The following is a 26342-nucleotide window of genomic DNA, read 5'->3' as shown; positions in this document are numbered from 1 at the left end:
ACCCACGGTACCTACTGAAATAGGTTATTGGTGAGTTTTGGTGATAAAAATAGTCCCTCTAGACAATGCTAGAGGGACTATCACAGATTTATAACTGCATCAAGCTTTAAGTAGCCTTTAACTACTCTTCGCTGATGGAGCCGCCGGCAGCCTCAACCTTTGCCTTAGCAGAAGCAGAAGCCTTCATACCCTTAAGAGTCAAAGCAACAGTCAATTCACCATCGCCAAGAACCTTTACAGGATAGCCATCACGTACAGCGCCCTTAGTAATAAGGTCAGCTACAGTAACCTCGCCACCCTTTGGGAAAAGGTCAGCAAGATCTGCAACGTTGACGACTTGGAATTCCTTCTTGAAAGGACTCTTGAAGCCACGCAACTTAGGCAAGCGCATGTACAGTGGGAGCTGACCACCTTCGAAGCCAGGACGAACCTGATAACGCTTCTTGGTGCCCTTATCACCACGACCTGAGGTCTTACCCTTAGAGCCTTCACCACGACCTACACGGATGCGATCCTTCTTAGCTCCTGGAGCTGGACGCAACGTGTGCATATGCAGCATTGGTTCTTCGTTAGCCATAATCAGTCGACCTCCTCGACGCTCACCAAGTGACGAACGGCCATAACCAAGCCACGATTGACGGGGGTGTCCTCGCGAACTACGCTGTGACCAATCTTATGAAGGCCGAGCGTATGAACATTCGCGCGCTGGCGCTCAGTTGTATGAACTAAACCATGCACCAGAGTGATCTTCAAATTTGACATCACTCACCATCCTTTGCTTCAGATGCCTTGGCGGCCTGAGCTTCTTCGCGAGCCTTGCGAGCTTCGGCAATGCCAGCAGCACGCTCACGGAGCAAAGCATCAGGAGCGACTTCCTCAAGAGAAAGACCACGACGAGCAGAAATCTCTTCTGGCTCTTCGAGCTTCTTCAAAGCGTCCACAGTAGCACGCACTACGTTTACAGCAGTTGCAGAGCCCATGGACTTGGTGAGGATGTCCGTGATGCCGGCGCATTCCATAACAGCGCGTACAGCACCACCAGCAATTACACCAGTACCTGGAGCAGCTGGACGGAGCAACACAGTACCAGCAGCATCGTGACCGAGCACTGGATGAGTGACGGTGCCACGAATGCGTGGAACAGTGAACATATGCTTCTTAGCGTCAAGCTGACCCTTAGCAATAGCAGCTGGAACTTCGCGAGACTTGCCGTAACCAACACCAACAGTGCCCTTACCGTCGCCAACAACAACAAGTGCTGCAAAGCTAAAGGTACGACCACCCTTGTGGGTCTTGGAAACACGGTTAATAGTAACTACGCGATCCAGAAGCTCTTCGCCACGGTTTTCTTCACGACGATTACGACGTTCGCCGCGTTTACCCTCGCCCTTGTTACGGCGAGAACGACGATCATCGTTACGCTCCTCAGCGGATGCCTGAGTGTTCTGAGTTTCTTCAGCCACTTGGGTTTCCTTTTCGTTGTCGCTCACAGTGCCAGACCTCCCTGACGGGCGCCTTCAGCCACTGCTGCGACGCGACCATGATATTTGTTACCGCCACGGTCGAAGACTACAGCGGTGATACCCGCTTCCTTCGCCTTAGCCGCTACTAATTCGCCAACCTTGGTTGCAGCTTCAGTCTTCGTGCCAGTGAAACCAGCGAAGTCAGCAGTCAAAGTGGAAGCACTTACCAAAGTAATTCCCTTGGTATCATCCACAATCTGAGCAACCATATGACGGTTAGAACGGGAAACAACTAAACGAGGACGTTCAGATGTGCCGGCAATGTGCTTACGAAGACGGGCGTGACGACGCAAACGTGCGACTTTGGTACCCTTACCGAAAATCTTAACGCTCATATCACTTACCAGCCTTTCCAGCCTTGCGCAGGATACGTTCATCGGTGTACTTAATACCCTTACCCTTGTAAGGTTCTGGAGCACGAAGCTTACGAATGTTAGCAGCAACCTGACCAACAGTCTGCTTATCGGTGCCCTTTACGATTACCTGGTTAGGATTTGGCAACTCGAACTCAATACCTGCCGGTGGTTGAACGGTAATAGTGTGAGAATAACCGAGCGAGAACTCAATGCCCTTGCCCTTCATCACTGCACGATAACCGGTACCGACAATATCCAAAGTCTTGGTGTAGCCTTCATGTACACCCTTCACCATAGAAGCAACAATTGCGCGAGCCAAACCATGCTTTGCACGAGTTGGACGCAAATCGTCAACTGGAGTCAGAACAATCTGATTGTCAGCGACTGCTGCGGTGATTCCCTCTGGAATTTCATAAGAATCAGAACCCTTAGCGCCTTTGACGCTGAAGGACTGACCTTCAATCTTTACTTCCACGCCTGCAGGAATGTCGACGGGGAGCTTACCAATATGCGATGCCATCTTCAGCTCTCCTTTCTCACCATACGTAGGCGACGATTTCGCCGCCAATGCCTCGATCGAGGCATTCCTTCTGAGTCAACAATCCCGAGCTGGTCGAGATAATAGCAATACCGAGACCACCAAGAGGCATTGGCAAAGCATCAGACTTTGCGTAACGACGCAAGCCTGGCTTAGAAATGCGCTTGATGCCTTGGATAGAACGCTGGCCATTGGAGCCATACTTCAACGTAATTTCCAACGTCTGTCCAACCTTAGCTTCCTTAGCAGCGAAGTCCTTAATATAGCCTTCGTGCTTCAGAATCTCGGCGATATTCGCCTTGAATTTGGAGTACGGCATTTCCACGGTATCGTGCTTTGCCGCGCTCGCATTACGCAGACGTGTCAACATGTCTGCGATTGGATCTGTCATTGTCATGTGGGCTAACGCCCTTTCTCGCCGTGGTTTCCACCGCCTCTATATGAGAACTTTGTCTTCAAGCAGTGGACCTTCAGCGTCGATATTTACCAACTGGACTTCGTAACACCCGGCAACTCACCGCGATGAGCCTTCTCACGAAGGCAGATGCGGCACAGACCGAACTTGCGATACACGGAGTGAGGACGACCACAAACCTGGCAACGCGTATAAGCGCGTACCTTGAACTTCGGCTTGGCGGCCGCCTTGTTTTTCAGAGCGGTTTTTGCCATTTCAGTTCTCCTTGAATGGGAAACCGAGGTGCTTAAGCAAAGACTTGGCCTCCACATCGTCCTTGGTGGTAGTCACCACGGTGATGTCCATACCACGCTGATGATCAATCGAGTCAGGATCAATCTCATGGAACATAGACTGTTCCGTAAGACCAAAGTTGTAATTACCCTGACCGTCAAACTGGTTGCCATTGATACCACGGAAATCGCGGATACGAGGCAAAGCCAGAGTGAGCAAACGATCCAAGAATTCCCACATACGATCGCCACGAAGAGTTACGTAAGCACCGATAGCCTGACCTTCGCGCAAATGGAACTGAGCGACAGACTTCTTTGCCTTAGTTACCTTTGGCTTCTGGCCGGCAATCAAAGTGAGATCCTTAATCGCACCTTCAATGAGCTTAGAATCACGAGCTGCAGCGCCGACACCCATAGAGACGACAACCTTCTGCACGCGAGCCACCTGCATAGGATTAGTGTGGCCGAATTCTTTCTCCAAGGCTGGTACGATTTCATCCTTGTATTGTTGCTTTAAGCGCGGAGTTGCCGGCAACTCAACTGTAGTATCGGTCATGCCAGCTCCTTTCCGGACTTCTTGGCGACACGCACGCGCACGGTCTTAACCTTGCCGTCACGAGCCTCTTGCTTAACAATCACGCCAACGCGTGTAGGCTGCTTGGTCTCTGGATCAATAACCATCACATTAGAGCGATGGATTGGAGCCTCAACCGAGACAATGCCCGCCTGCTGACCCTGCTGGGTGGCGCGAACGTGCTTCTTAACGATCTGAACGCCTTCTACAATCAAACGGTCATCGGCTAGTACACGAACTACTTTGCCTTCCTTACCGCGATCCTTGCCGCGAATGACCTTCACCTGGTCGCCGGACTTAATCTTGGCTACCATATCAGATCACCTCCGGAGCAAGGGACACAATCTTCATGAAGCGCTGATCACGCAATTCACGACCGACTGGTCCGAAGATACGAGTGCCTTTTGGTTCACGACCGGAGCCGAGAATTACGGCGGCGTTCTCATCGAACTTAATATAGGAACCATCGACACGGCGATGTTCCTTGACAGTACGGACGACGACAGCCTTAACTACGTCGCCTTTCTTGACCGACCCGCCAGGGATCGCGTCCTTGACGGAGGCGACGATGATGTCGCCGATGCCGGCATAGCGTCGCTTCGATCCACCGAGCACGCGGATGGCAAGTAACTCCTTAGCACCCGTGTTGTCGGCGACATGAAGCCGCGTTTCCTGCTGAATCATTGATTCTCCTTAGCCGAGCTGGTTCTCCCCACTCACCTGTGTCTACACATTAGCAGACACAGGTGAAGCGCGGAGCCTTGCCGAACTTGTTTACTTGGCGCGCTCGATAATCGAGTCGAGACGCCAACGCTTGGTCTTGCTCAGTGGCCGAGTTTCCATAATACTCACGAGGTCGCCAATATGTGCCTCATTGTGTTCATCATGGGCTTTGACCTTGCGGGTGGAGCGAACGACTTTACCGTAAAGCGGGTGTGTCGAACGCTGCTCCAGCTCAACGGCGATTGTCTTGTCCATGGCCTCGGACACGACGTAGCCGCGACGAACCTTGCGGAAGTTGCGCTCTTGGTTCTCAGCCATGCTTACTTCTCCTTGACCTCAGTGGCGCCAGGCTCTTGGCTGATGCCGAGTTCACGCTCACGCAGGATAGTATACATCCTGGCAATGTCGTGCTTGACCGCCTTGAGGCGAGCGCTGTTTTCGAGTTGACCAGTTGCTGCCTGGAAGCGCAAGTTAAATAGCTCTTCCTTAGACTTCTTCAAGAAGCCTTCGATCTCAGCATTTGTCTTCTCGTTCAAATTCTTGATGGTGTAGTCTGCAGTTCCGACTGGCATCAGATGTCACCGCCTTCACGCGCAATAACACGGCATTTCATTGGGAGCTTATCGATAGCGCGGCGCAAAGCCTCGCGAGCGATGTCCTCAGAAACACCACCGATCTCGAACATTACGCGTCCTGGGTGGATGTTGGCAATCCAGAATTCTGGAGCACCCTTACCGGAACCCATTCGCGCACCAAGCGGGTGCTTGGTTAATGGACGATCTGGGAAGATCGTAATCCACACACGACCGCCACGCTTAATGTAGCGAGTCATTGCGATACGAGCTGCCTCGATCTGTCGGTTAGTGATGTAAGCCGGAGCCAGCGCCTGAATACCAAAATCGCCGAAAGCGATCTCGGTGCCACCCTTAGACATGCCGCTACGGGTAGGACGGTGCTGCTTACGATATTTAGTCCTCTTTGGGATAAGCATCTGCTCACTCCTTCGTTTCCGTTGCGGCAGGAGCTTCAGCAGCTGCAGCTTCAGCTGGCTTTTCAGCCTGTGCTTCAGCAGCCTTCTGCTGGTTAGCAGGACGTGCGCCACGACGTGGACGACGATCGCCACCACGACGACCTTCACGCTTACCCTGCTGAGCCTGCTGCTCTTCGAACTCACGCTCGGTCATATCACCCTTGTAGATCCAGACCTTTACGCCGATACGACCGTATGTGGTCTTAGCTTCAAAGAAGCCGTAATCAATCAAGGCACGAAGGGTCTGCAGTGGAACGCGACCCTCGCGATAGAACTCAGAGCGGCTCATTTCGGCACCACCAAGGCGACCGGAGAGCTTGATACGGATACCCTTGGCACCTGCACGCATTGCATCTTGCTGTGCCTTACGCATAGCACGACGGAATGTAACACGGTTTGTCAACTGCTCCGCAATTCCCTGAGCAACCAACTGAGCGTCAAGTGCAGCGTTCTTCACTTCGAAGATGTTGAGCTGTACTTGCTTGCCTGTGAGCTTCTCGAGCTTTGCGCGAACGCGCTCAGCTTCAGCGCCACGACGACCGATGATAATACCCGGACGAGCAGTGTGAATATCTACACGAACGCGATCACGAGTGCGCTCGATAACGATACGAGATACGCCGGCACGCTCGAGGTCATGGCTCATTTCCTTGCGAATCTTGTCATCCTCAAGGACGAAGTCACGATAACGCTCGCCAGCTTTGTTGGAGTCAGAGAACCACTTAGAGCGATGATTCTCGGTGATGCCCAGGCGATAGCCGAAAGGATTGATCTTCTGACCCATCTTTAGCGGGCTCCTTCCTTAAGCGAGACGATAACAGTGATATGGCTTGTGCGCTTGTTAATGCGCGCAGCGCGACCCTGTGCACGAGCACGGAAACGCTTAAGCGTTACACCCTCGTCCACATAGGTTTCCTTGATGACCAAGTCCTGCTCACGGAATGGTTCACCGGCTTTTTCAGCCTTAACGCGAGCGTTAGCAATCGCGCTTTCAAGAACCTTACGCACCGGCAATGATGCGTCCTGAGGAGCAAACTTCAAAATGGTAATAGCTTCGCTTGCACGCTTGCCTCGGATGAGGTCGACCATGCGGCGAGCCTTGCGCGGCGTCACGCGAACGTGACGAGCGATTGCTTTAGCTTCCATGTGTCCTAACTCTCCTTTAGCGGCGTGCCTTTTTGTCGTCCTTCACATGACCCTTAAAGGTCTTGGTCGGGGCGAACTCACCGAGCTTATGACCAACCATGGCTTCGGTAACGAATACCGGCACATGCTTGCGGCCATCATGTACGGCAAAGGTGTGTCCAATGAAATCAGGAGTAATCATCGAACGACGCGACCAAGTCTTAATGACATTGTGCGTACCCTTGTCGTTTTGCTCGTCGACTTTCTTCTGCAAGTGGGCGTCGACGAAAGGGCCCTTCTTGATGCTACGAGTCATCTATTCGACACTCCCTTACTTGCGGTTCTTACCATTCGGGCGACGACGAACAATCATCTTGTTCGAAGCCTTCTTTGGACGACGTGTACGAACCTCGCCCTTGCCCCATGGAGAAACTGGTGGCTTACCACCACGGGTGCGACCACCATGTGGATGGTCCACAGGGTTCATGGATTCGCCTCGGGTGATTGGTCTACGACCAAGCCAACGTGCGCGACCTGCCTTACCAAGCTCGATATTGGCGTGATCGGAGTTACCTACTTCGCCAACAGTAGCGCGGCAACGAGCGTCCACGTTACGAATTTCGCCAGATGGCATACGCAACTGCGCATAAGCACCATCCTTAGCGACAAGCTGAACAGCAGCACCAGCGGAACGAGCAATCTTCGCACCACCAAGTGGACGAAGCTCAATCGCGTGAACCACGGTACCAGTTGGGATATTCTTCAGAGGCAGGTTGTTGCCTGGCTTAATATCAGCCTGAGCGCCGGTCTCAATAACATCACCCTGGGCAACGCCTTCAGGAGCGATAATGTAACGCTTCTCACCGTCTGCGTAATGCAACAAAGCGATGCGAGCGGAACGGTTAGGGTCATACTCAATATGAGCGACCTTTGCTGGCACGCCATCCTTGTCCCAACGCTTGAAGTCGATGAGACGATACTGACGCTTGTGACCACCGCCGCGATGGCGAGAAGTCATGCGGCCGTAAGAGTTACGACCACCAGTCTTGCTGAGTTTGCGTACCAGCGACTTTTCAGGCGTAGAACGCGTGATCTCGGCAAAATCCGAAACCGAAGCGTTGCGACGGCCTGCAGTCGTCGGCTTATAAACGCGGATAGCCATAATATAGTATTCCTTTACTTTTCTCGGCTAGCCTTCAGTTACCAAAGATGTCAATCGTTTGACCTTCAGCCACGGTGACAATAGCACGCTTCTGGTTCACACGACGGCCGAAACCGGTGCGAGAGCGCTTCAACTTGCCAGCGCGGTTCAAAGTGTTAACGTTTGTCACCTTGACCTTGAAGATTTCTTCGATAGCCTGCTTGATCTGAACCTTGTTAGCATCTGGAGCCACTACGAAAGTGTACTGACCACGATCAGAAGCTGCGTAACTTTTTTCAGAAACAACTGGCTTAAGAATTACGTCATGTGCTGGGTTATGGACTGCGACCATTTAAATCAGGCCTCCTTAACGACAGGCTCGGTCTTAGCAGCAACGAAGGCTTCGAAGCCTTCCTTGGAGAAGACGACGTACTGAGCTGTAACAACATCGTAAGTGTTGAGCTGATCAGCGAAGATCACGTGAACAGTTGGAATGTTGCGTACAGACATCCACTCATTGATGTTCTCACGAGAAAGAACAACAGTAGTGAATTGGTTATTGGTCACAGGAGTAAGTGCTGCAACAGCTGTCTTGGTGGATGGAACATCCTTAATACCAAAGTCAACTACAGCAATACGTCCAGCATTTGCACGATCCGAAAGAACGTAGCGAAGAGCAGCTGCCTTCATCTTCTTCGGGGTGCGCTGATCGTACTTACGAGGAACTGGACCGTGAACAACGCCACCATGTACCCACTGAGGAGCACGAATGGAACCCTGGCGAGCACGACCGGTGCCCTTCTGCTTCCATGGCTTCTTACCGCCGCCGGAAACATTAGCACGATTCTTCACAGCATGGGTGCCCTGACGAGCAGCAGCAAGCTGAGCGATTACGACCTGATGAACCAGTGGACCGTGAGCTAAAACGTCTTCGTTGGAGATGCCGAAAATTTCAGCAGGAGCTTCAACGGTTCCGTTTGCATTGCCCTTAGTATCAGTGACGTTCAGAGTTACGTTTGCCATAATTATCAGGCTCCCTTCACTGCCGAACGGACGAGAACGATTGCGCCCTTAGGACCTGGAACAGCGCCCTTAATAGCGAGAATGCCGTTCTCGACATCCGAAGAAACGATGGTGAGGTTAAGCGCGGTGGAAGTCACATGACCCATGCGACCAGCCATACGCTTGCCCTTCAAAATGCGGCTTGGAGTTGCGCAAGCGCCCACAGAACCTGGGCGACGTTCGTTCTTGTGCGAGCCGTGAGTACGACGATAGGACTTGAAGCCCCAACGCTTGATAGTGCCAGCAAAACCCTTACCCTTGGTAGTGCCAGTGACATCTACTTCAGAACCCTCAGCGAACAATTCAGCAGTCAATTCCTGACCTAGCTGATAATCTGCCGCGTTCTCGGTGCGCACCTCAGCAAGGTGACGACGAGGAGTTACACCAGCCTTTGCAAAATGACCAGCCAATGGCTTAGTCACCTTGGTAGGATCAATCTGGCCGTAACCGAGCTGTACTGCGCAATAACCGTCAGACTCTACAGTCTTTACAGCGGTAACTACGTTAGTAGCAACTTCAACCAGAGTTACGGGGACGAAGAAGCCGTTTTCATCCCAAACCTGCGACATACCCAGCTTGCGGCCGAGCAATGCAGTGCGATTCTTATTCTGCGACATTACTTTCTCCCCCTTCCTACAGCTTGATCTCGATGTTTACATCCGCAGGCAGGTCAATGTGCATCAAAGAATCCACAGCCTTTGGCGTTGGATCTACGATGTCAATGAGGCGCTTATGAGTGCGCATCTCGAAATGCTCGCGAGAATCCTTGTATTTATGAGGAGAACGGATAACAACAAACACGTTCTTCTCGGTCGGCAGAGGAACCGGACCCACTACTGTGGCGCCCGCGTTCGTCACCGTCTCGACGATTTTCTTCGCCGATTGGTCGATGACCTCATGGTCATAGGACTTAAGCCTGATGCGGATTTTCTGTCCCGCCATTGCCGTCCGCCCTTTCTAGCGATTCGTTTACTGTTTACCAACCTGAATTCAAGGGCACCGGCGAGAATAAACCCCTAGGGTAATTCCACATCAGTGCGCGGCATCAAAAACCTATTCATACAAAAAGATTTCGATTCAAAGTTTTTGCTTCCGCGCTCGCTTTTTTTAATTACAATATGCGAGCCTTAAAACAGGCAACTAAGTAATTAAACCATCAACCTTCGATTATTAAAAACCGGGCGTGTCGGCTATTTTCCAACAAAAAATGGCAGAAACTACAATTAGTTGAGCTTCTGCCATTATTAACTAGATATGCAAATAATTACGCCGCTTCACGCTCCAAGCGCATGCGATGGCCTTCTTCTTGAGAAACACCATAATATGCAGCAATAGCAATATCCTTCATATCCTCAATTTGCGGAATACGAGGATTTGCAGGCGCACACTGATCTTCGTAAGCACGCATGCCAATATTGTCAAGTATCGACCAGTAGTACGCTTCGTCTACGCCACAAGCCTTAAACGAAGCGTCCATTCCAAGCTTTTCATTTCGATACTCTTCAACAGCACGAGCAAGATTTTCAACGCCTTCTTCAGGAGTTTTACCAGGATCTACACCAAGATTCTTAGCGATCTCCTGATACCTCTCAAGAGCAATATAGCGGTTGTACTTTGGCCAGCTAGTTGGCTCTTGCGGAATTTGACCGTTATAGCGAATAACGTAAGGCAGCAAAATTGCGTTCGTATGACCGTGTACAACGTGGCACAAAGCACCAATAGTATGAGCCATAGCGTGGCACATTCCTAAGAATGCAGAACCAAACGCCATTCCAGCCATAGTAGCTGCATTATGCATTTTTTCTTTTGCTTCAATCTTGCGCTGAGAATCTTCACAATTCACAGAATCGTTGAGATTTTCCCAAATAAGTTTCGAAGCGTGCAAAGCCATAGCATCCGTAAAATCATTTGCGTAAACAGAAACATAAGCTTCCATAGCATGAGTTAAAGCATCAAAACCAGAATCGCACGCCAATCGACGCGGCTGAGTACGAGCCAAAACAGGATCGACTATTGCGACCGTTGGAGTCAAAGCGTAATCCGTAATAGGATACTTGTATCCAGTCTTGTGATCTGTAATAACAGCGTAAGGCGTAACTTCAGAACCAGTTCCGGAAGAAGTTGGTATGCAAATAAGCTTAGCTTTGCTACCAAGAGGCGGAATCTTAAATGCGCGCTTACGAATATCGAAGAACTTTTCTCGCAAATCAGCGAAAGAAATCTCCGGATGCTCATACATAAGCCACATAATCTTAGAAGCATCCATTGGAGAACCGCCACCAACAGCAATAATTGTGTCTGGCTGGAATTCGTCACGCATCATTGCGGCGCCACGCTCAACTGTTTCAACGCTTGGCTCAGGCTCAACGTAATCAATAATACGGAAGCTAACGCGATTATCTCGAGCACGAAGCTGATCAACAATCTTATCGACTACGCCAAGTTGCTCCATAACCTTATCGCACACAATAACTGCGCGCTCAACGCCGTACATATCTCTCAAATAACGAATAGCATTCGGCTCAAAATAAGTTTTAGCCGGAATCTTGAACCATTGCATATTATTATTCCTTCGTGCAATACGCTTAATATTAAGAAGATTTATAGCTTGTACGTTGCCAGAAACGGAATTTCCACCATAAGATCCGCATCCAAGAGTAAGCGAAGGAGCAATCGCGTTGTAAATGTCTCCAACGCCACCAAGAGATCCAGGAGAATTCCAAACAATTCTGCAAGCATGCATACGAACACCATATTCGCGCACAAGATCTTGATTATTTGTGTGAATTACAGCAGTGTGACCAGCTCCATGCACAAGCATCTGTTCACACATCTTGAAGCCTTGTTCCTTATTTTCTGCGCGAAGCATTGCGTGTACAGGAGCGAGCTTTTCCATAGTAAGCGGCTCCATTTCGCCAACTTCTTTGCACTCTGCAACCAAAATCACAGCATCTTCTGGAATTTCAAATCCAGCTTCGTGCGCAATATATTGCGGAGACTTACCAGGAACAACAGAATTAAGTTTTGGCGTATTTCCAGAATATGCAGTGCATCCAAACATATATTGTTCAAGCTTAGCTTTTTCGTCAGCGTTAACAAAATATGCTTTCCTGCGCTTCAATTCGCGAAGCAATGGCTCATATACATCCTTATGCGCAATAATTGCTTGCTCTGTTGCACAAATCATTCCGTAATCAAAATGCTTTGAAAGAATCAAATCATTTGCAGCACGCACAATATCAACATCACTATCGACATATGCAGGAGCATTTCCAGCACCAACACCAAGAGCAGGTTTTCCTGAAGAATACGCCGCCTTAACCATTCCAGGACCGCCTGTTGCAAGAATAGTTGCGATCTTTGGATGTTTCATCAATGCACCAGTAGCTTCAATTGAAGGATGCTCAATCCACTGAATGCAATCTTTTGGCGCGCCTGCAGCCACAGCAGCATCGCGAACAATTCGAGCTGCTTCAGAAGAGCACTTTTGCGCGAAAGGATGGAATCCAAAAATAATTGGGCAACGAGTCTTAAGTGCAATAAGCGACTTAAAAATAGCTGTAGAAGTTGGGTTTGTAACTGGAGTGACGCCTGCAACAATACCAACCGGTTCAGCTATTTCGTCAATTCCGAGAACATCGTCCTCGCGAATAATACCAACTGTTTTTTGACCTGCTAGATAATGCGTAATATGTTCGCATGCAAAGATATTTTTTGTAGCTTTATCTTCTACTAAACCACGACCTGTTTCATCAACAGCCATCTTTGCAAGAACCAAATGTTTATTCAACGCTGCCACTGAAGCTTTAGCAACAATATGATCAATTTGCTGCTGATTAAGCTTCTCAAACTCATTCAAAGCGACAGTTGCTTTTTCAACAAGTTTATCAACTTCATTTTGAGCAGCTAACGCAATGTCATCAGCACTAGCAGTTTTGCCAGTTTCGGCTTGGTGTTGTGCCTCAACCATGAGTATCCTCCTCGATAGTTCCACCAGCGGTATCAATAGACTTATGAACAAACTAATTTAGTATTCACCGCTAAATATGTGATACAAGTCACAATTTAGTCTCTTTGCTGTACTTTCGCATCTTTGAAGCGAGTTGCGCTATTTATGAGCGAGCTTTATCCTCTATTGTTCGTTATTTGTTCTTTTTTGTAATGATTTATGTTCGATTAATAGATAAATTTTTCTAGAATGTCAATTTTGACAGATAATTACACACTATTTATAACATTTACTCAACAAATTTAATAAATAATAAAAAATACAAAAATGGCTCCCAGCAAAACCAGGAGCCATTTGTAAATATAAATTCGCGAAACTTAACGCTTCGAGAACTGAGGTGCACGACGTGCCTTGTGCAAACCAGCCTTCTTGCGTTCCACAACGCGAGCGTCACGAGTCAAGAAGCCAGCCTTCTTCAAAGCAACACGGTTTGCATCGCGATCGATAGCATTCAATGCACGAGCAACACCCAAACGAATAGCACCAGCTTGACCAGTGGTACCACCACCGTCAACGAGGACTACAACATCAAACTTGCCTTCAAGCTTGAGCAACACGATTGGTGAATTCACTTCGCGCTGCAACAAACGAGATGGGAAGTACTCCTCCAAAGTGCGACCATTGATAGTCCACTTGCCGGAGCCAGGAACCAAGCGCACGCGGGCAACAGCTTCCTTACGACGACCAGTGCCGTAGCCTGGCTCGATGGTGGAAGTACCAGTACCTGCACCAGCATTGGTTTCAGTGGTGTAGCTAGTCAGTTCTTCTTCGTTCTCAAGAACCGCGGAGTTGTTATTTTCTGCCATATCTATTCTCCTTGATCTCACTTAGCCTGCTGAGAGACCTGAGCGATCTCGAAGACCTGTGGCTTCTGCGAAGTGTGCGGATGCTCAGCTCCGGTGAACACACGAAGACGGTCAAGCTGCACCTTAGCAAGACGATTCTTTGGAAGCATACCCTTAACGGCAGCCATGATAATACGCTTTGGATTCCTTTCCAAAAGCTCTGCATAGCTATCACGACGAAGGCCGCCCGGACGACCAGAGTGGGAATACAGTTCCTTGCTCAACTTGTTGCCAGTCAAAGCAATCTTTTCAGCGTTAATAATAATAACGTGATTGCCAGAATCAGCATGAGGAGCAAACGTTGGCTTATTCTTACCACGCAGCAAGATTGCTACCTGAGAGGCCAAACGACCAAGTACCACGTCAGTGGCATCGATGATGTACCAGTCATGAGTTAAATCTGCTGGTTTCGGTGTGAAAGTCTTCACAATCGTACCTTTTCTCTATTGTGTTTCGAGCGTATATCTTCTTGGTTTATAGAAAATATTTTACTCATAATCCGTGGGCTCCCTGAAAGTCCTCGATGGCGAGTGGGAAAAGCGCTTTGAAGGACCCCTTAGGGAAACACAACAATCTGCAAGTATATCGCCAAGTGGCGACTGCTTGCAAGTGTCTATTTTATATAAGGCTGAGACGAATACAAAACAAATTGCTAAACAAATTGTCAAACAAAATAAATCACAAAATGTTATGCATTCATAATCGCAGAAAGCGACTGCACTCGAGGCAAATCAAACATATTATCCAAGGACACAGGATTGCCTTCACCATCAGCTAATGGAATACGCCAATTCGGATACTCGTCATTCGTTCCAGGCTGATTTTGCACACGACACTCTCCAACTGCATCGACCAAAGAAGCAGCCAACAATCTGGAAGGAGCAGCCTTCAAAGCGCGGTACAATGCTTCAACAATCTCCTGAGTATGAGCATCCTCATCCTCAAGCAACTGAGCATCCAAATAACCACCTTTGACCAACATTCGCATCATAGCGCGATGCTCTGCCTCAGCTCCAGCGCGGAATTCTTCAACAGAACCAGTAAGCAAGTGCAAGCGCTCACGAATATTAACTTGCTCATAGCGCAAATAGCCGGCAGCAGGAGGCAAATCATGCGTATTTACAGATGCAAGCGTCATTTCGCGCCACTTGTCTGGAGTACGGAATTCGCCGTCACGCTCTTCGAACCATTCAACCGTGCAACCAAGCACAGCCTTCTTGCGCAACACTTCCAAAGCATTTGCGGGCAAAACACCCAAATCTTCGCCAACAACTACACCGTGAGCACGAGCGGCTTCAATTGCCAAAATGCCAAGCATAATATCAGCATCGTAGTAAACATAAGCACCGCCACTTGGAGCTGAACCTTCTGGAATCCACCATAAGCGGAAAAGTCCAAGAATATGGTCAATGCGAACAGCACCTGCTGAAGCAAACATTCCATGAACCATATCTCGGTATGTTTTAAAACCAGTCCGCTCAAGCTCAAATGGGTGCAAAGGTGGCTGAGACCAATCTTGACCTTGCTGATTGAAGTAATCAGGTGGAGCGCCAACAGTAGCTCCGTTAGCAAATCTCTCCGGATTCCACCAAACTTCAGATCCTGCAGGATGCACGCCAACAGCCATATCAGACATAATGCCGATTTTCATACCAGCTTTACGTGCAGCAACTTGAGCATCATGCAATTGCGTAAAAGCAACCCACTCAAGCCAACGATAAAACTCAAGAGTATCTGGGAAACGATTAGCTAATTCGCGAACTTGCTCAGAATCCTTAGTAAGAGTTTTCTCCCAGCAATCGTCACCCTTTGGAGCACCCCACTTGTCGTAGCACAAGCACCAAGTGGCATAAGATTCAAGCCTGTCACCCATCTCATGCTTAAACTCATTAAAAATGCGAGCGCGATCTTCAGACATACCAGCCTTGAAAATCAGCCACAATGCACGCATTTTTACACGCCACATGGAATCACGGTCTATTATTTGCGCGTCATTGTTAAGCGGCTCAACCTGTCCATGAAGTTTTTCAATTTCTTTGCGAGTTTTATCGTTTAACGTTTCGTACTCAGGAATACTTTCTGGGCTAATATACGTTACGTTTACCATTCCTCGAGCAACCGGCAGGTATGGGGATGGAGTAAGCGGAGTTATAGGCTCACCTGCATGCATTGGGTTTATTAACACAAAGTCAGCGCCAGTTTTTTGCTTAGCTTCAGTAAGAAGAGTCGCCAAATCAGCAAAATCACCAACACCCCAAGACTTTGAAGAACGGATTGAGTAAAGTTGTGCCATCCATCCCCAAAGCTGTTCTCCATTGGGCTCTAAGGAATTCAGCGTATCAATGCTTTCTGGAGCACTAATAAGTGTTGCTTCTTCTTGTCTCTCACCAACTGTCACACGCAATGTGTGATAACCCATTGGCACATCTTCAGGAATTTTTATAAGAGATGTTGCAACAAATTTTCCATTTACAGGGTATGCAACATCATTTTCGTTAGGAACAATAGTTAAATCGCCTTTATATTGTTCACCATTTTCCAATGTCAATGTTGCAACTGGGTATTCTAATATTCCCGTATTAACTGTAACTTCATCACATTTGCCAACAGTGTGCAAAACTGTTGGAGCAACAATACGACCGTGTCGATACGCTAAAACGTCGTTTGTAGATTTTTCTATTGTCTCATTTGTGGAAGCATCTACGCCTAATGCGCCTAAGACAGAAACTAATACGTTATCTTGAATCTCGTGTTTTTGATTATCCGAACCAATAAAACTCACGCCAACGCCCATTAATTCAGCAAGACGGTGTAATGGCTTCATTGCTACTTCTTCATCTGTTGTATTATCCATACGCTCCATTATTCGCGTTAGCAACGACTGCGCGCCGCTGATGATACATCTTCAGATTTATCGTTGCATAGTTCTTGCAGCACATTTTGTGGAACACCAGGATTTAGCGCAACAGCTCTTCGTACCATGGAAGCTAATACAATTGGAGCGTTTTCTTCTGCACTAACACCAAGGGAGGCGAGATATTTCAATGTTTCAGCACTTATGCCATCCGATTGCGCACCCTCTAAACGCATTTTCCAAGAAGCTTTTGGATTGCATAATGCAGCATTTCGAACTGCGTTACATGAATCTTTAGTAAGTCTTCCAACTAACCAATTTTTAGCATTTTTATTTTCAGCAACAGCCAAACGTACTTTATCAGCAGAATCTTCAGAAAGTTTCACTAATATGTTTGGGAAAGGCATTTCTGTAGCTAAATAAATACGGTCTTCTTCTGGAGTATTGATATTACCTGCAACTGCTTCAAGCAAGGAGGTGGCTCTAGAAAATGCCGCTTGGTCTGATCGATCCGGTAATTCTCTCCTAGCAAATTCATGAAGCTCAGCTGAATCTTCGCTATGTCGTAAATGCTCATATACAGCAGTTAAAGGTTCATAAGATGAATCGTCAATAGTGTTTGTTTTTTCATTAGTCTTTTCCATGAAATCACCTTTAACGCTTAGTATCTATCAGCTTATTACTTAGAGTACCATCTGCTTCCGGCACAACACTTCCAGAAAAAGCATTCTGAACCATATCAAGAAATTCTTGTGATTTTAAAGTTGGAATAGCAATATTAAGGGAAATTTCAGCACCATAAATTTCGTTGTCAATTATGCCTTCCATTTGGCTTACAATATGCTGCAACATTCGCAATTGTTGATATTGCAACTTGCAAGTAAAACGAGTGCACGTAATAATATCAACTATTTGCGCAGATTCTACTGCCATACTTGCTGCACGCGCATAAGCTCTGGTTAGGCCACCAGCTCCAAGCAAAATACCGCCAAAATATCGTGTTACTGTTACTACACAATCTGTTAAATTTGACGATCTAAGTACATCTAATATTGGTTTTCCTGCTGTTCCAGTTGGCTCACCATCATCACTCATGCGCTCACACAATTGAGCTTTCGACGAGCCACAAATTGCAGCATAAGCAACATGACGAGCTTTAGGATTCTTAAAACGCACTGATTGCATAAATTCCGCAGCATCGTCAAGATTATCAATATGACAAATGCATCCAATAAACTCTGATTTTTTCTCTACGAAAGAAGCCTCGAAAGGCTGTGATTGCAATTGACGAACAGTGTGCAGAATATTATGCGAATTAGTCACTAGATACTACCCAATACTACGCTTTTTCGTAACGCAATAACCTGTCAATGATACCAGAAATATCTTCCATTGCTGCATCGGCACCTTCTTCGGTACCAATTTTTACAGATTCATGTATTTCTTTATTGACATGTTCCCTTGCCACTATCACTGCTAAAGAATGTAAAGCAGCAGTTGCAGCGGAAAGCTGCATAAGAACATCTTGACACTTCGCATCGTTTTCAATCATAGTATTGACTGCTGCAAGCTGACCTTGTACTCGATGCATGCGTACTATCAGTTTTTCTTTATCAATATCATAATTTTTCATCGTTACTCCGATTTATCAATTACACAACCACATAAAGGTTATAACATCATATATAAATTAATACAATAAATCGTTGTATCTATATTATGCATCATCGTATTATTTATTGCAAAATGACGCGTTAATCTACTTCAAAAAAATCTCAATAGACTAACGCGCCAAATATTCTACATTAAAAATGCGCTATTTCACTAACCGACGCCTCATTGGAGGAATCCCGCCATGTCGCGCTCCACCAGACATTCTCCCATGCTTAGGAACTATAGATGAAAAACGACCTAACGATAAACCTGAAGCAAAGGTTAACGTAATAACAGCCAGAAGTATCACAGTTATTGAAGAAGCACCAGTAACAGCAAGCGATGTTGGAATTGTATTACTTTGATTAACATAATTCTTATTAGCATTTTCGTTGCTATTTGTGCTGTCGTGTTGATTGGAAGCATTATCATTCACATCATTTTTCGAATCAGTTGAATCATCACTGCTAGCCGTTTCATCACTGCCAGTTTTACTATGATTTTCTTCTACATTTTCTTTGTTTTCTTTATTATTCTCCTCATTTTCATCATTCTTAGAACGATCCTCGCCGCCGGAAACTTGCACAGTCTCTCCTTCTACACCCAATGCGTGAGTTGCTAAAGGATTACCCTGAGCATCGTAAACTTCAGCTTTCCAATAAACAGTTCCTTCATGATCTAATGTAATATCTGCAGAACTTACAGAAATAGAAGACTTTTTACTTTCTTCAGCTTGTTTATTTGTAATATTTACGCGAGATTGAGGCATTTTTTTCTCAATTTCAGCAGATATTACAGTTTCCTTAGTCTCTTTAGTTTCCTTAGCTTCCTTAGCTTCCTTAATCTCCTTAGTTTCAGAATCACTGCCCTTCTTAGCATCACCATTCTTAGCATCGCTACATTTAGCTCCACTAGAATCACTCTTATTCCCCTTACCATCTTCATACTCGTATGCACTAAACACTACGTAACTTCCTTTTGGCAACGTGCCAGTAATACGAGCATTATCGTGAAACTTTTCACCAGCCTTAACTTTTTCATCGCTTACTCTAGTTGTAACAGATACAGGGGTAGTTAAAACATCCGGTTCAACTAAGGCACGGCTCCACAATCCGTCATACGCGGATTTATGAGCTAAAGCGCGTGAAGAACCAGGAAAATCATAAACAAACACATACCATCCTGACTCACTATTTTTATTAGCGCGAATATGCACGTTATTTTCCAAAACTTTCGGCTCAGTAGTAGACCTATCAGTTCCAGCAATAGGTCTAAGCGTAATATTTCCGTTGCCAATCTTGTACACGCCATTAACTGCAGGAACATCCCACTTTGCAATCAAACGATGATGACTATCTTCTTTTGGCTCTTGATAAGACGGCTCGCCTTTAGATCCCGGCATATAATTTTCGTTGTCTTTTTTAGTAGGATTTTCGCTACCTGCACCAGCCCACCAAACGCGAATATGCGCTTTTTTATCTTCATTAAAGCCGTAACTGTTATTTCCCTTAAAAGATCCGTAAGTTTCAGGAAGACCTCTTACAGTAATCTCATTAACAATTTCCGTATTAAGCCCAACAGTTTGCTGCTTAGCAACAATATCTGAGCTCACGGTTGCTTGATGAACAGCCGTAGTGTCTGTAGAACCAAATAGCTGCACAACATCATCTTTCAGAAACTCTCGGTCAGATTTATTCTGAGAATCGCGAGAAATAATCCAAACCCATGTGCCAAACAAACCTGCTTCTAAATCATTTACTTTATAAGCTTCTGCTTTATCAAGATCAGATGATGTAATATCGCCATTAGCGCGTTTTGCTACTGCAGTTATAGTTTCGCCAGAATTAGAGAAATTAGCTTTAGCCGCAGCAACTTGGCGCAAATTAGGCATAGAACGCATGCGATTCAAGTACTCTTTAGCAGATTCACCACTATTTCGCTGTTGAATATGCAAAATATCTTCAGCTGAACCTACAAAATAGTAGCCTTGCGCGCGAAGACGAACATTTTCTGGCCAAGAATCATTTCCTGCAACACTGCTAGTTACAGTACTATCTACCTGCTCTCCTGCACGCAGCTCATGCTTTGATATTTTCGACTTAAGTAACGGCTGGAAAGTTTTTTCTACACCAAAAGAAAAATCTTGCGGATACCATGTATTTTCAAAAGATCTAATCACATCTTGACCATCTGGAGAGAATAAACGTTCAGCTTTTGGAGCGTTAAAAGAAACTTCAATTCGAGCGTTTCCAGCATCAAGTGCGTTCCAAGTAATATCTAAACCTTCTTTTTTAGATTTTCCTTCAAAAGACTCAGATCCGTTAGCAAATTTAATAAGATTATTTGAGGATTTTACTTTAATAGGTACTCCTCCTAAAGAATCTCCATTAGAATTTTGCAGACTAATATGCATTACGCCAATGCGCTTGCCCTTAGTGTAATCATTTTTTAGCACAGCCTTAACCGGAGTTTCTTTAACACCCTGCTGCCACAACTTATCTGCCTTATTCCTTAAAGTTTCTGTTTCAACGTCTACAAATCCGTTTTCAACAGCCTCCTTCCATCTATCTTGATTAATATCAAAATGATTATGAATCATAAACGCCAAAGCAGCCTGAGTTAAATCATCGTCATTGTTGTTGTGCGTTTTAATAATATTTGCAGCAATACGATAATCTTCACCATTCATCTGCTTAATATTGCCTTTGTAATCTATAAACACGGAAGATTCCATGCAAAAAATAGAATTCTTTCTACCCTCCCACTTATCCGTAACAGGACCGAGCCTTAGCCTTGCAATCTTTTCGCTTAGCCATTCAACAGTATTCGACTTTTTGTAATAATAACCCGTTAATTTATCGACAGATCCCATAGCAATTTGCGAACAAAGCACCGAAGGAACTAGTACTGCGGAAGTAAACAATGCCAACATTTTGCGAATATTTTTTTGTTTCATGAGGTTTCGCAATTTATTCGCACAACTAAAATTAGTATGCTTCCCCAAATATGTTTCCATAAAAATCTCCTTTAACCCAACCCTTAATGCAATAGCGAATTATGAGAATAATTTTCTATTTGCATTGAACACTAGAGTAAGCGCTCATGACATCAACTATGACTTTAGAAAAGATTTGCGTAAATATTTTTTTAGTATTGTGGTTAAAAGGTAGTATTTGGATAAAAGTTATGCACAAATCCACAATTTTGCTTAAATCTCTTGCCTAAATTTTTGCCGTTTACCCGCCGCTTACCCAATTTTTTCATGTGGAGATTTTTAAAAAAACAAAAACTCCGGACTGCAAAAAGCAATCCGGAGTAATCCGCGGAGTCAGAGAGATTCGAACTCTCGAGCCGCTTACACGACTAACACCTTAGCAGGGTGCCCCTATCGGCCACTCAGGCATGACTCCACTTGTTTACTGTACATAACAGCAACAGATTGACACTATAGCACCTCTTAAGGACTGTAAACAAGCTTGGCGACACACTTTAAGATAACATTTAATATAACAATATCCAGTGCTACACAGGATTGTGATCTCCAGAAAACGTTACAACTACAGCAAACATAACAAGAATTATTCCTGCAATATCAGTCAATGTTGGAATTTCACCAAATCCCATTCCAATAATAACCGCGATTGCAGGATACAACGCTTGCATAACAGAGTATTTTGCAGAAGTAACACGTTTCAATAAAACCTGATCAAGCAAAGTTGGGAAGAAAGAAGCACATATTGCAATAACCAACATTAACGCAAGTAAAGCAAAAGAACCACCAGGGCGAGCAGCCCAAGTAGCTTCTGGTTTAGGCGAAATAACATGCTGCACTGCAGGAACAGCAAGAACAACAGATTGCAACAGCCAACCAATAAGAGCTGCAACACTTACACGATCAATAGCGTGCGAACTTTTTGCCAACATGCGACCTGAAACAATATATAGGCCCCACATTGAACCGCCAACAAGAATGGCGAATAACCCAATTAGAAAATGCGGGCTTACTGAACTATGTATAGAAGCGCTAGCTAACAGCATAATGCCACAAACAGCAATCACAATTCCCACACGCTCTCGCCATTCATGACCTGTAATAACAGCTACAAGCAAGGGACCTATGAATTCTATAGTTACCGCAACACCAACAGCCATGCAACTAATAGCAACATAGAACATAGTGTTCATAGCAACTAACGACACGCCAACAGCTGCAACAATCCCCCATTCTCGTAGCGTTTTTGGCAAAAGACTACGTTTGCTGCGAGAAAATGGTCTTCTCCAAGCCAAAAGCAACAATGTCATAAATCCTACGCGATACCACACTGCATACAGAGGATCCAATTGGCTAAAAGCTACTTTTGCAACAGAAGTTGCTGTATACACCATTGAAGCCTCAATGACGATAATAAGCAGCACAGGCATGCGATGTAAAAGATTGACGACAAATTGCTTCATAGCAACAACCCTACATGAATATTGATTCGACATACGCTTTTTTACAAAAACATTAGTTTAATCCACAAATTTTTTCCATAAAATCGAACGTTTGTTCTATTATAAACTTATGAGTACAGCACCGAGAGTACAAGCAGCGAAACGTGATTGGGGGCACGACACCTCAGGTTGTAACATACTTCATGTCGACATGGATGCATTTTATGCTTCTTTAGAAGTTGCAAGACACCCGGAGCTTAAAGGAAAGCCGCTTATTATCGGCACAGGCAATCGCGCTGTTGTTTCTGCAGCAAGCTACGAAGCGCGCGCTTACGGCGTTAATTCCGCTATGCCCGTTGTTAAAGCTAGAAATCTTTGTCCACAAGGAGTTTTCTTGCCAGTTGACATTCCTTACTATTCAAGCGTTTCCAAAAGTATTTTTGAAAATATTTTTTTGCATATTACTAATCAAGTTGAAAAAGTTTCTGTTGACGAATGCTATATGAATGTTAAATCGGCTTTATTACAGTGGAAATCGCCTGTAAATATTGGAACTTGGGTACGAAAAGAAGTATTTGAAAAGTATCATATTACATGCTCGGTTGGCATTGCCAGCAATAAACTTATTGCAAAGATGGCTTCAACTAACGCAAAACCTAACGGAATGCTTCTTATTCCGCAAAAATGTAATGAAGATTTTGTGTCAATAATGCCATTGCGCGCAATACCAGGAATTGGCTCATCTTTAATACATAAGCTTGAGGATTGGGGCTTATCTACTGTTGCGTCGCTTAAAAATGTTGACGAAGCAACGCTTACTCGCATAACGGGTTCGCAAATCTTAGCAAGAATGATATATCAATCAGTTAGGGGCATAGACGAGCGCACTGTGACTGCACATGCCCCTGAAAAATCCATTGGAACTGAGCGAACTCTTGATACAGATACCACGAACGAGAATGCTGTTAAACAATTACTACAGCAATGCTGCAGCGAAGTAACTCAACAGTTGCGAAACAGAAAACTTATGGCACGCACTATAACGTTAAAACTACGCTTTGGCGACTTGCATTATGTTACTAGATCTTCTACTTTGCAAAACGCAACTGATTCAACACACGAGTTTTACGAGCATGTCGTTGTTTTGCTTTCTAAAGCTAATCCAACTGTGCATAATTACATTCTTGGAGGCAATAACACAAAGCTTTTAAGCCCAGTTCGTTTAGCTGGTGTTACAGCGAATAATCTTGTGCCAGCAAACAAAGTTTCACTTCAGCCTTCTCTAAACGATATTCTGGAGGAAAATACTCGCGAATCTAAAAATCCTACACAAAACATCATGTCCACAATGAATAAAAATACTAGATTGCGTCACGCAGAACACGCTTTAGATGCCGTTCGCAAAAAATACGGCAACAACGCTGCCCACATTGGATTGTAAACTCGCGCCACATTAAATAATACTTTGCAAATAATTAATTACTTGCTTTATCTGAACGCGGAGGCAAGGCTGCAACGCGAGCTTCATCCCATCCGGAAGCTCCAGCATCTGTAGCTCCTCCCAAATCTCCGAGCTTGTCGAAATAATCAACCGCAGCATCGCGATACCACTCCCAGTCTTCTGGCAAATCATCTTCATAAAAAATAGCTTCTACTGGGCAAGCCGGTTCACAAGCTCCACAATCCACACACTCGTTTGGGTTAATATAAAGCGTTCGATCGCCTTCATAAATGCAGTCTACAGGGCATTCATCTACACACGCTTTATCTTTTACATCAACGCAAGGCTCTGCGATTACATATGGCATAACGCCCTCCTTTCTGCTTTTATGCAACTTTTCTATTATAGAACATTTTTGAAAAGTCTATGACACAAAAAGTCGGCATGCGATATAACCGTATGCCGACTTCTTGCTAAATAAATAATTTATTAATTTTGACTATCTTGCGAGGCCGCAGCAGTCGCCTCAGCTTGAGCTTCTGCACGAGCCTGCTCCTCTGTTTCTCCTTCAGCTACCTTCTCTGCAGCAGCAGCATCTTGAGCAAACAAAGTTTCAACCGGAACACCGAGCTGCTTAGCTTTACGCAACTGCCTGCCAAGCAAAGAATTGCGGTAAGAGTAGCCGAAGTATACCGCAAAGCCTATTGCCAGCCACACTGCAAAACGAATCCAAGTCAATACAGACAAGTTAAGCATGAGCCAGAATGTAGAAAGCGCTGCAAACAGCGGAAGCCATGGATTGCCAGGAACGCTAAATGAACGGTGCAAATCTGGTCTGCGCATACGCATAATCGGCACACCAGCAGAAACAAGCAGGAATGCAGAAAGCGTACCAATGTTCACCATGTCGGAAAGAATGCCAATATCGAGAGTGGAAGCAACGACTGCCACAACAATACCAGCAACAATCTGAAGTCTTGCAGGAATACCACGCTTGCTTACCTTAGAGAAGCTACGTGGAAGCAAGCCATCGCGGCTCACAGCGAAGATAATGCGCGTAAGACCGAGCAAAAGCACCATCACAACGGTTGTTAAACCAATAACAATACCGAGGGAAATAATCTTTGCAGCCCAAGTAGCACCCACAAGTTCGAAACTTGTAGAAAGCGAAGGAGCGGCTTGCTTTGCCAAATCCTTGTAGGAAACCATACCAGTTGTTACAACTGCGACGAGGATGTAAAGAACAGTAACAATAAACAATCCAAGACCAATACCTCGTGGAATGTTCTTGTGCGGATCCTTAGTTTCTTCTGCTGTTGTTGCAACAACATCAAAACCGATGAATGCGAAGAACACGAGAGCCGCGCCGGAAAGAATACCTGGAACGCCATAAACAGCTGGCTGCATGCCTGTTACCCACTGCCACAAAGGCTGTGCCATAACCCCAGAGACTTCTATTCCCTTTACACTTGCAGCGTCGGTTGCAGGTGGCACAAATGGCGTAAAGTTGGAAGCTTTAATGTAGAAGAAGCCCACAACAACCACGAATAGAACGATACCAATCTTCAAGATTGTTAAAGCGCCGTCGAAGCGTGCAGAAAGCTTAGTTCCAAGGACAAGCATAGTTGTAAAGAATGCAACGATTATAATCGGAGCAACATCAATAGTGAAACCACCTAAGTTAAAACTTGTGGTCATATTCAAACCGAAAAGCTTCATTAAATCGTTAAGATAAACGCCCCAATACTTTGAAATTACTGAGCCAGCCATCAGCATTTCTAGGATCATATCCCAGCCAATAATCCAAGCAATAAGCTCACCAACTGTAGTATATGTAAACGTATAAGCAGATCCAGCAACTGGAATCATAGAAGCAAATTCTGCGTAACACATTGCAGCAGAACCGCATACAATGCCTGCAATAATAAAGCTAATAATTACAGCAGGACCAGCATGAAATGCTGCAGCCTGAGCACCAACAGAGAAAATACCGGCACCAACAGCGACAGCAACACCCATAACTGCCAAATCCCAAGCATTTAATGTACGTTTAAGATGGCGTTCACCATCCATAGTCTCAGCGATAGTCTGTTCAACAGACTTTTTTCTCCATATTTGCATAATAAACGCACTTTCGTTGAGGTATAGGTATAAAGGTATGCCGCAATCAGAAGCGCATCAACAAATTTGCGAAACAGTTGCGACTTCACCTATATAAAATTTCTACTTAATTTTCTTTATTTATTCCTGTAAATGTAATTAAATAAAAAAATTTATATAGATAATGTAGGTAAATATTACACAAAACATTGCTTACACGGTAGTTTTACCGTGTGTTCCTTTATTA

Annotated in this window: 33 protein-coding genes and 1 tRNA gene; 1 reads left to right on the top strand and 33 read right to left on the bottom strand. The window is 45.5% G+C overall.

The window, feature by feature from the left end; translation table 11 throughout:
* Window positions 1–121 precede the first annotated feature (121 nt).
* The 31 genes from rplO to K9E37_RS04365 form a co-directional block, all read right to left on the bottom strand.
* On the bottom strand, window positions 122–577 hold the full coding sequence (rplO, locus tag K9E37_RS04515) for a 50S ribosomal protein L15 (protein WP_004109667.1): 456 nt from the start codon (window positions 575–577) through the stop codon (window positions 122–124).
* Window positions 578–579: 2 nt separating this feature from the next.
* Window positions 580–762: a 50S ribosomal protein L30 gene (gene rpmD, locus K9E37_RS04510; RefSeq protein ID WP_004105491.1), complete on the bottom strand. Its 183-nt coding sequence runs from the start codon at window positions 760–762 to the stop codon at window positions 580–582.
* Complete coding sequence (gene rpsE / locus K9E37_RS04505; RefSeq protein WP_004574087.1) at window positions 762–1490, bottom strand: 30S ribosomal protein S5; 729 nt, start codon at window positions 1488–1490, stop codon at window positions 762–764. The genes rpmD and rpsE overlap by 1 nt, the downstream gene beginning before the upstream one ends.
* On the bottom strand, window positions 1487–1858 hold the full coding sequence (gene rplR / locus K9E37_RS04500) for a 50S ribosomal protein L18 (RefSeq protein WP_004109670.1): 372 nt from the start codon (window positions 1856–1858) through the stop codon (window positions 1487–1489). The genes rpsE and rplR overlap by 4 nt, the downstream gene beginning before the upstream one ends.
* Before the next feature lies 1 nt (window position 1859).
* Window positions 1860–2399: a 50S ribosomal protein L6 gene (rplF, locus tag K9E37_RS04495; RefSeq protein WP_004109673.1), complete on the bottom strand. Its 540-nt coding sequence runs from the start codon at window positions 2397–2399 to the stop codon at window positions 1860–1862.
* Window positions 2400–2415: 16 nt separating this feature from the next.
* On the bottom strand, window positions 2416–2814 hold the full coding sequence (gene rpsH / locus K9E37_RS04490) for a 30S ribosomal protein S8 (protein ID WP_004105495.1): 399 nt from the start codon (window positions 2812–2814) through the stop codon (window positions 2416–2418).
* Window positions 2815–2900: 86 nt separating this feature from the next.
* Window positions 2901–3086: a type Z 30S ribosomal protein S14 gene (locus K9E37_RS04485; protein ID WP_003808046.1), complete on the bottom strand. Its 186-nt coding sequence runs from the start codon at window positions 3084–3086 to the stop codon at window positions 2901–2903.
* Between the two features lies 1 nt (window position 3087).
* Entirely contained in the window at window positions 3088–3660 is a 573-nt protein-coding gene (gene rplE, locus K9E37_RS04480) for a 50S ribosomal protein L5 (protein ID WP_004109679.1), read from the bottom strand.
* Window positions 3657–3992, bottom strand: a complete 336-nt coding sequence (gene rplX / locus K9E37_RS04475) for a 50S ribosomal protein L24 (protein WP_012913827.1) — start codon at window positions 3990–3992, stop codon at window positions 3657–3659. The genes rplE and rplX overlap by 4 nt, the downstream gene beginning before the upstream one ends.
* Window position 3993: 1 nt before the next feature.
* The gene (gene rplN / locus K9E37_RS04470; RefSeq protein WP_004574089.1) at window positions 3994–4362 is read right to left on the bottom strand and encodes a 50S ribosomal protein L14; all 369 of its coding nucleotides are present in this window, start codon (window positions 4360–4362) and stop codon (window positions 3994–3996) included.
* Window positions 4363–4452: 90 nt separating this feature from the next.
* Window positions 4453–4719 carry a 30S ribosomal protein S17 gene (rpsQ, locus tag K9E37_RS04465; RefSeq protein WP_004114365.1) on the bottom strand — a complete coding sequence of 89 codons (267 nt, stop codon included), beginning with the start codon at window positions 4717–4719 and terminating at the stop codon, window positions 4453–4455.
* A 2-nt stretch (window positions 4720–4721) separates the two neighbouring features.
* A complete protein-coding gene (gene rpmC / locus K9E37_RS04460; RefSeq protein ID WP_004105502.1) occupies window positions 4722–4973 on the bottom strand; it encodes a 50S ribosomal protein L29 in 252 nt (83 codons plus the stop codon).
* The gene (rplP, locus tag K9E37_RS04455; RefSeq protein WP_004109684.1) at window positions 4973–5392 is read right to left on the bottom strand and encodes a 50S ribosomal protein L16; all 420 of its coding nucleotides are present in this window, start codon (window positions 5390–5392) and stop codon (window positions 4973–4975) included. The genes rpmC and rplP overlap by 1 nt, the downstream gene beginning before the upstream one ends.
* A 4-nt stretch (window positions 5393–5396) precedes the next feature.
* Window positions 5397–6215 (bottom strand): 30S ribosomal protein S3, encoded by an 819-nt coding sequence (gene rpsC / locus K9E37_RS04450; RefSeq protein ID WP_004574090.1) that lies wholly within the window; start codon window positions 6213–6215, stop codon window positions 5397–5399.
* 2 nt (window positions 6216–6217) lie between these two features.
* Window positions 6218–6577, bottom strand: a complete 360-nt coding sequence (gene rplV / locus K9E37_RS04445) for a 50S ribosomal protein L22 (RefSeq protein ID WP_004105510.1) — start codon at window positions 6575–6577, stop codon at window positions 6218–6220.
* A gap of 16 nt (window positions 6578–6593) precedes the next feature.
* Window positions 6594–6872, bottom strand: a complete 279-nt coding sequence (gene rpsS / locus K9E37_RS04440; RefSeq protein ID WP_004114357.1) for a 30S ribosomal protein S19 — start codon at window positions 6870–6872, stop codon at window positions 6594–6596.
* A gap of 15 nt (window positions 6873–6887) precedes the next feature.
* Entirely contained in the window at window positions 6888–7718 is an 831-nt protein-coding gene (gene rplB, locus K9E37_RS04435; RefSeq protein ID WP_004574091.1) for a 50S ribosomal protein L2, read from the bottom strand.
* A gap of 34 nt (window positions 7719–7752) precedes the next feature.
* Complete coding sequence (rplW, locus tag K9E37_RS04430) at window positions 7753–8049, bottom strand: 50S ribosomal protein L23 (protein ID WP_004105515.1); 297 nt, start codon at window positions 8047–8049, stop codon at window positions 7753–7755.
* 5 nt (window positions 8050–8054) lie between these two features.
* Window positions 8055–8720, bottom strand: a complete 666-nt coding sequence (gene rplD / locus K9E37_RS04425) for a 50S ribosomal protein L4 (protein ID WP_012913826.1) — start codon at window positions 8718–8720, stop codon at window positions 8055–8057.
* A gap of 5 nt (window positions 8721–8725) precedes the next feature.
* On the bottom strand, window positions 8726–9376 hold the full coding sequence (rplC, locus tag K9E37_RS04420) for a 50S ribosomal protein L3 (protein WP_076002619.1): 651 nt from the start codon (window positions 9374–9376) through the stop codon (window positions 8726–8728).
* A 16-nt stretch (window positions 9377–9392) separates the two neighbouring features.
* Window positions 9393–9701, bottom strand: coding sequence for a 30S ribosomal protein S10 (gene rpsJ / locus K9E37_RS04415; RefSeq protein WP_003808013.1), 309 nt, complete (start codon window positions 9699–9701; stop codon window positions 9393–9395).
* 322 nt (window positions 9702–10023) lie between these two features.
* A complete protein-coding gene (gene adhE, locus K9E37_RS04410) occupies window positions 10024–12729 on the bottom strand; it encodes a bifunctional acetaldehyde-CoA/alcohol dehydrogenase (protein ID WP_174182675.1) in 2706 nt (901 codons plus the stop codon).
* A gap of 356 nt (window positions 12730–13085) precedes the next feature.
* Window positions 13086–13574 carry a 30S ribosomal protein S9 gene (gene rpsI / locus K9E37_RS04405; RefSeq protein WP_116773822.1) on the bottom strand — a complete coding sequence of 163 codons (489 nt, stop codon included), beginning with the start codon at window positions 13572–13574 and terminating at the stop codon, window positions 13086–13088.
* A gap of 17 nt (window positions 13575–13591) precedes the next feature.
* The gene (rplM, locus tag K9E37_RS04400; protein WP_012913824.1) at window positions 13592–14041 is read right to left on the bottom strand and encodes a 50S ribosomal protein L13; all 450 of its coding nucleotides are present in this window, start codon (window positions 14039–14041) and stop codon (window positions 13592–13594) included.
* 260 nt (window positions 14042–14301) lie between these two features.
* The gene (gene malQ, locus K9E37_RS04395; RefSeq protein WP_420842986.1) at window positions 14302–16476 is read right to left on the bottom strand and encodes a 4-alpha-glucanotransferase; all 2175 of its coding nucleotides are present in this window, start codon (window positions 16474–16476) and stop codon (window positions 14302–14304) included.
* An 8-nt stretch (window positions 16477–16484) separates the two neighbouring features.
* On the bottom strand, window positions 16485–17111 hold the full coding sequence (locus K9E37_RS04390) for a hypothetical protein (RefSeq protein ID WP_004109701.1): 627 nt from the start codon (window positions 17109–17111) through the stop codon (window positions 16485–16487).
* Between the two features lie 10 nt (window positions 17112–17121).
* Window positions 17122–17790, bottom strand: a complete 669-nt coding sequence (locus tag K9E37_RS04385) for a YigZ family protein (protein WP_102155447.1) — start codon at window positions 17788–17790, stop codon at window positions 17122–17124.
* Window positions 17791–17806: 16 nt separating this feature from the next.
* Complete coding sequence (locus K9E37_RS04380; RefSeq protein ID WP_004109707.1) at window positions 17807–18100, bottom strand: metal-sensitive transcriptional regulator; 294 nt, start codon at window positions 18098–18100, stop codon at window positions 17807–17809.
* Window positions 18101–18283: 183 nt separating this feature from the next.
* A complete protein-coding gene (locus K9E37_RS04375) occupies window positions 18284–21136 on the bottom strand; it encodes a peptidase (RefSeq protein WP_248893110.1) in 2853 nt (950 codons plus the stop codon).
* Between the two features lie 307 nt (window positions 21137–21443).
* A tRNA-Ser gene (locus K9E37_RS04370) sits at window positions 21444–21530 on the bottom strand.
* 112 nt (window positions 21531–21642) lie between these two features.
* Window positions 21643–22575, bottom strand: coding sequence for an EamA family transporter (locus tag K9E37_RS04365; protein ID WP_004105538.1), 933 nt, complete (start codon window positions 22573–22575; stop codon window positions 21643–21645).
* A gap of 109 nt (window positions 22576–22684) precedes the next feature.
* Here K9E37_RS04365 and dinB point away from each other — a divergent pair, with 109 nt between their 5' ends.
* A complete protein-coding gene (dinB, locus tag K9E37_RS04360; RefSeq protein WP_064621618.1) occupies window positions 22685–23995 on the top strand; it encodes a DNA polymerase IV in 1311 nt (436 codons plus the stop codon).
* Between the two features lie 34 nt (window positions 23996–24029).
* Here dinB and fdxA read toward each other — a convergent pair whose 3' ends face one another.
* Window positions 24030–24362, bottom strand: coding sequence for a ferredoxin (fdxA, locus tag K9E37_RS04355; RefSeq protein WP_004109733.1), 333 nt, complete (start codon window positions 24360–24362; stop codon window positions 24030–24032).
* Window positions 24363–24484: 122 nt separating this feature from the next.
* Window positions 24485–26116: an APC family permease gene (locus tag K9E37_RS04350; protein ID WP_064621619.1), complete on the bottom strand. Its 1632-nt coding sequence runs from the start codon at window positions 26114–26116 to the stop codon at window positions 24485–24487.
* Window positions 26117–26342: the final 226 nt, after the last annotated feature.

Source organism: Gardnerella swidsinskii (genome assembly GCF_023277705.1).
In the GTDB taxonomy this organism is placed as follows: Bacteria; Actinomycetota; Actinomycetes; order Actinomycetales; family Bifidobacteriaceae; genus Bifidobacterium; species Bifidobacterium swidsinskii.
This window is presented reverse-complemented; position numbering and strand designations above follow the sequence as displayed.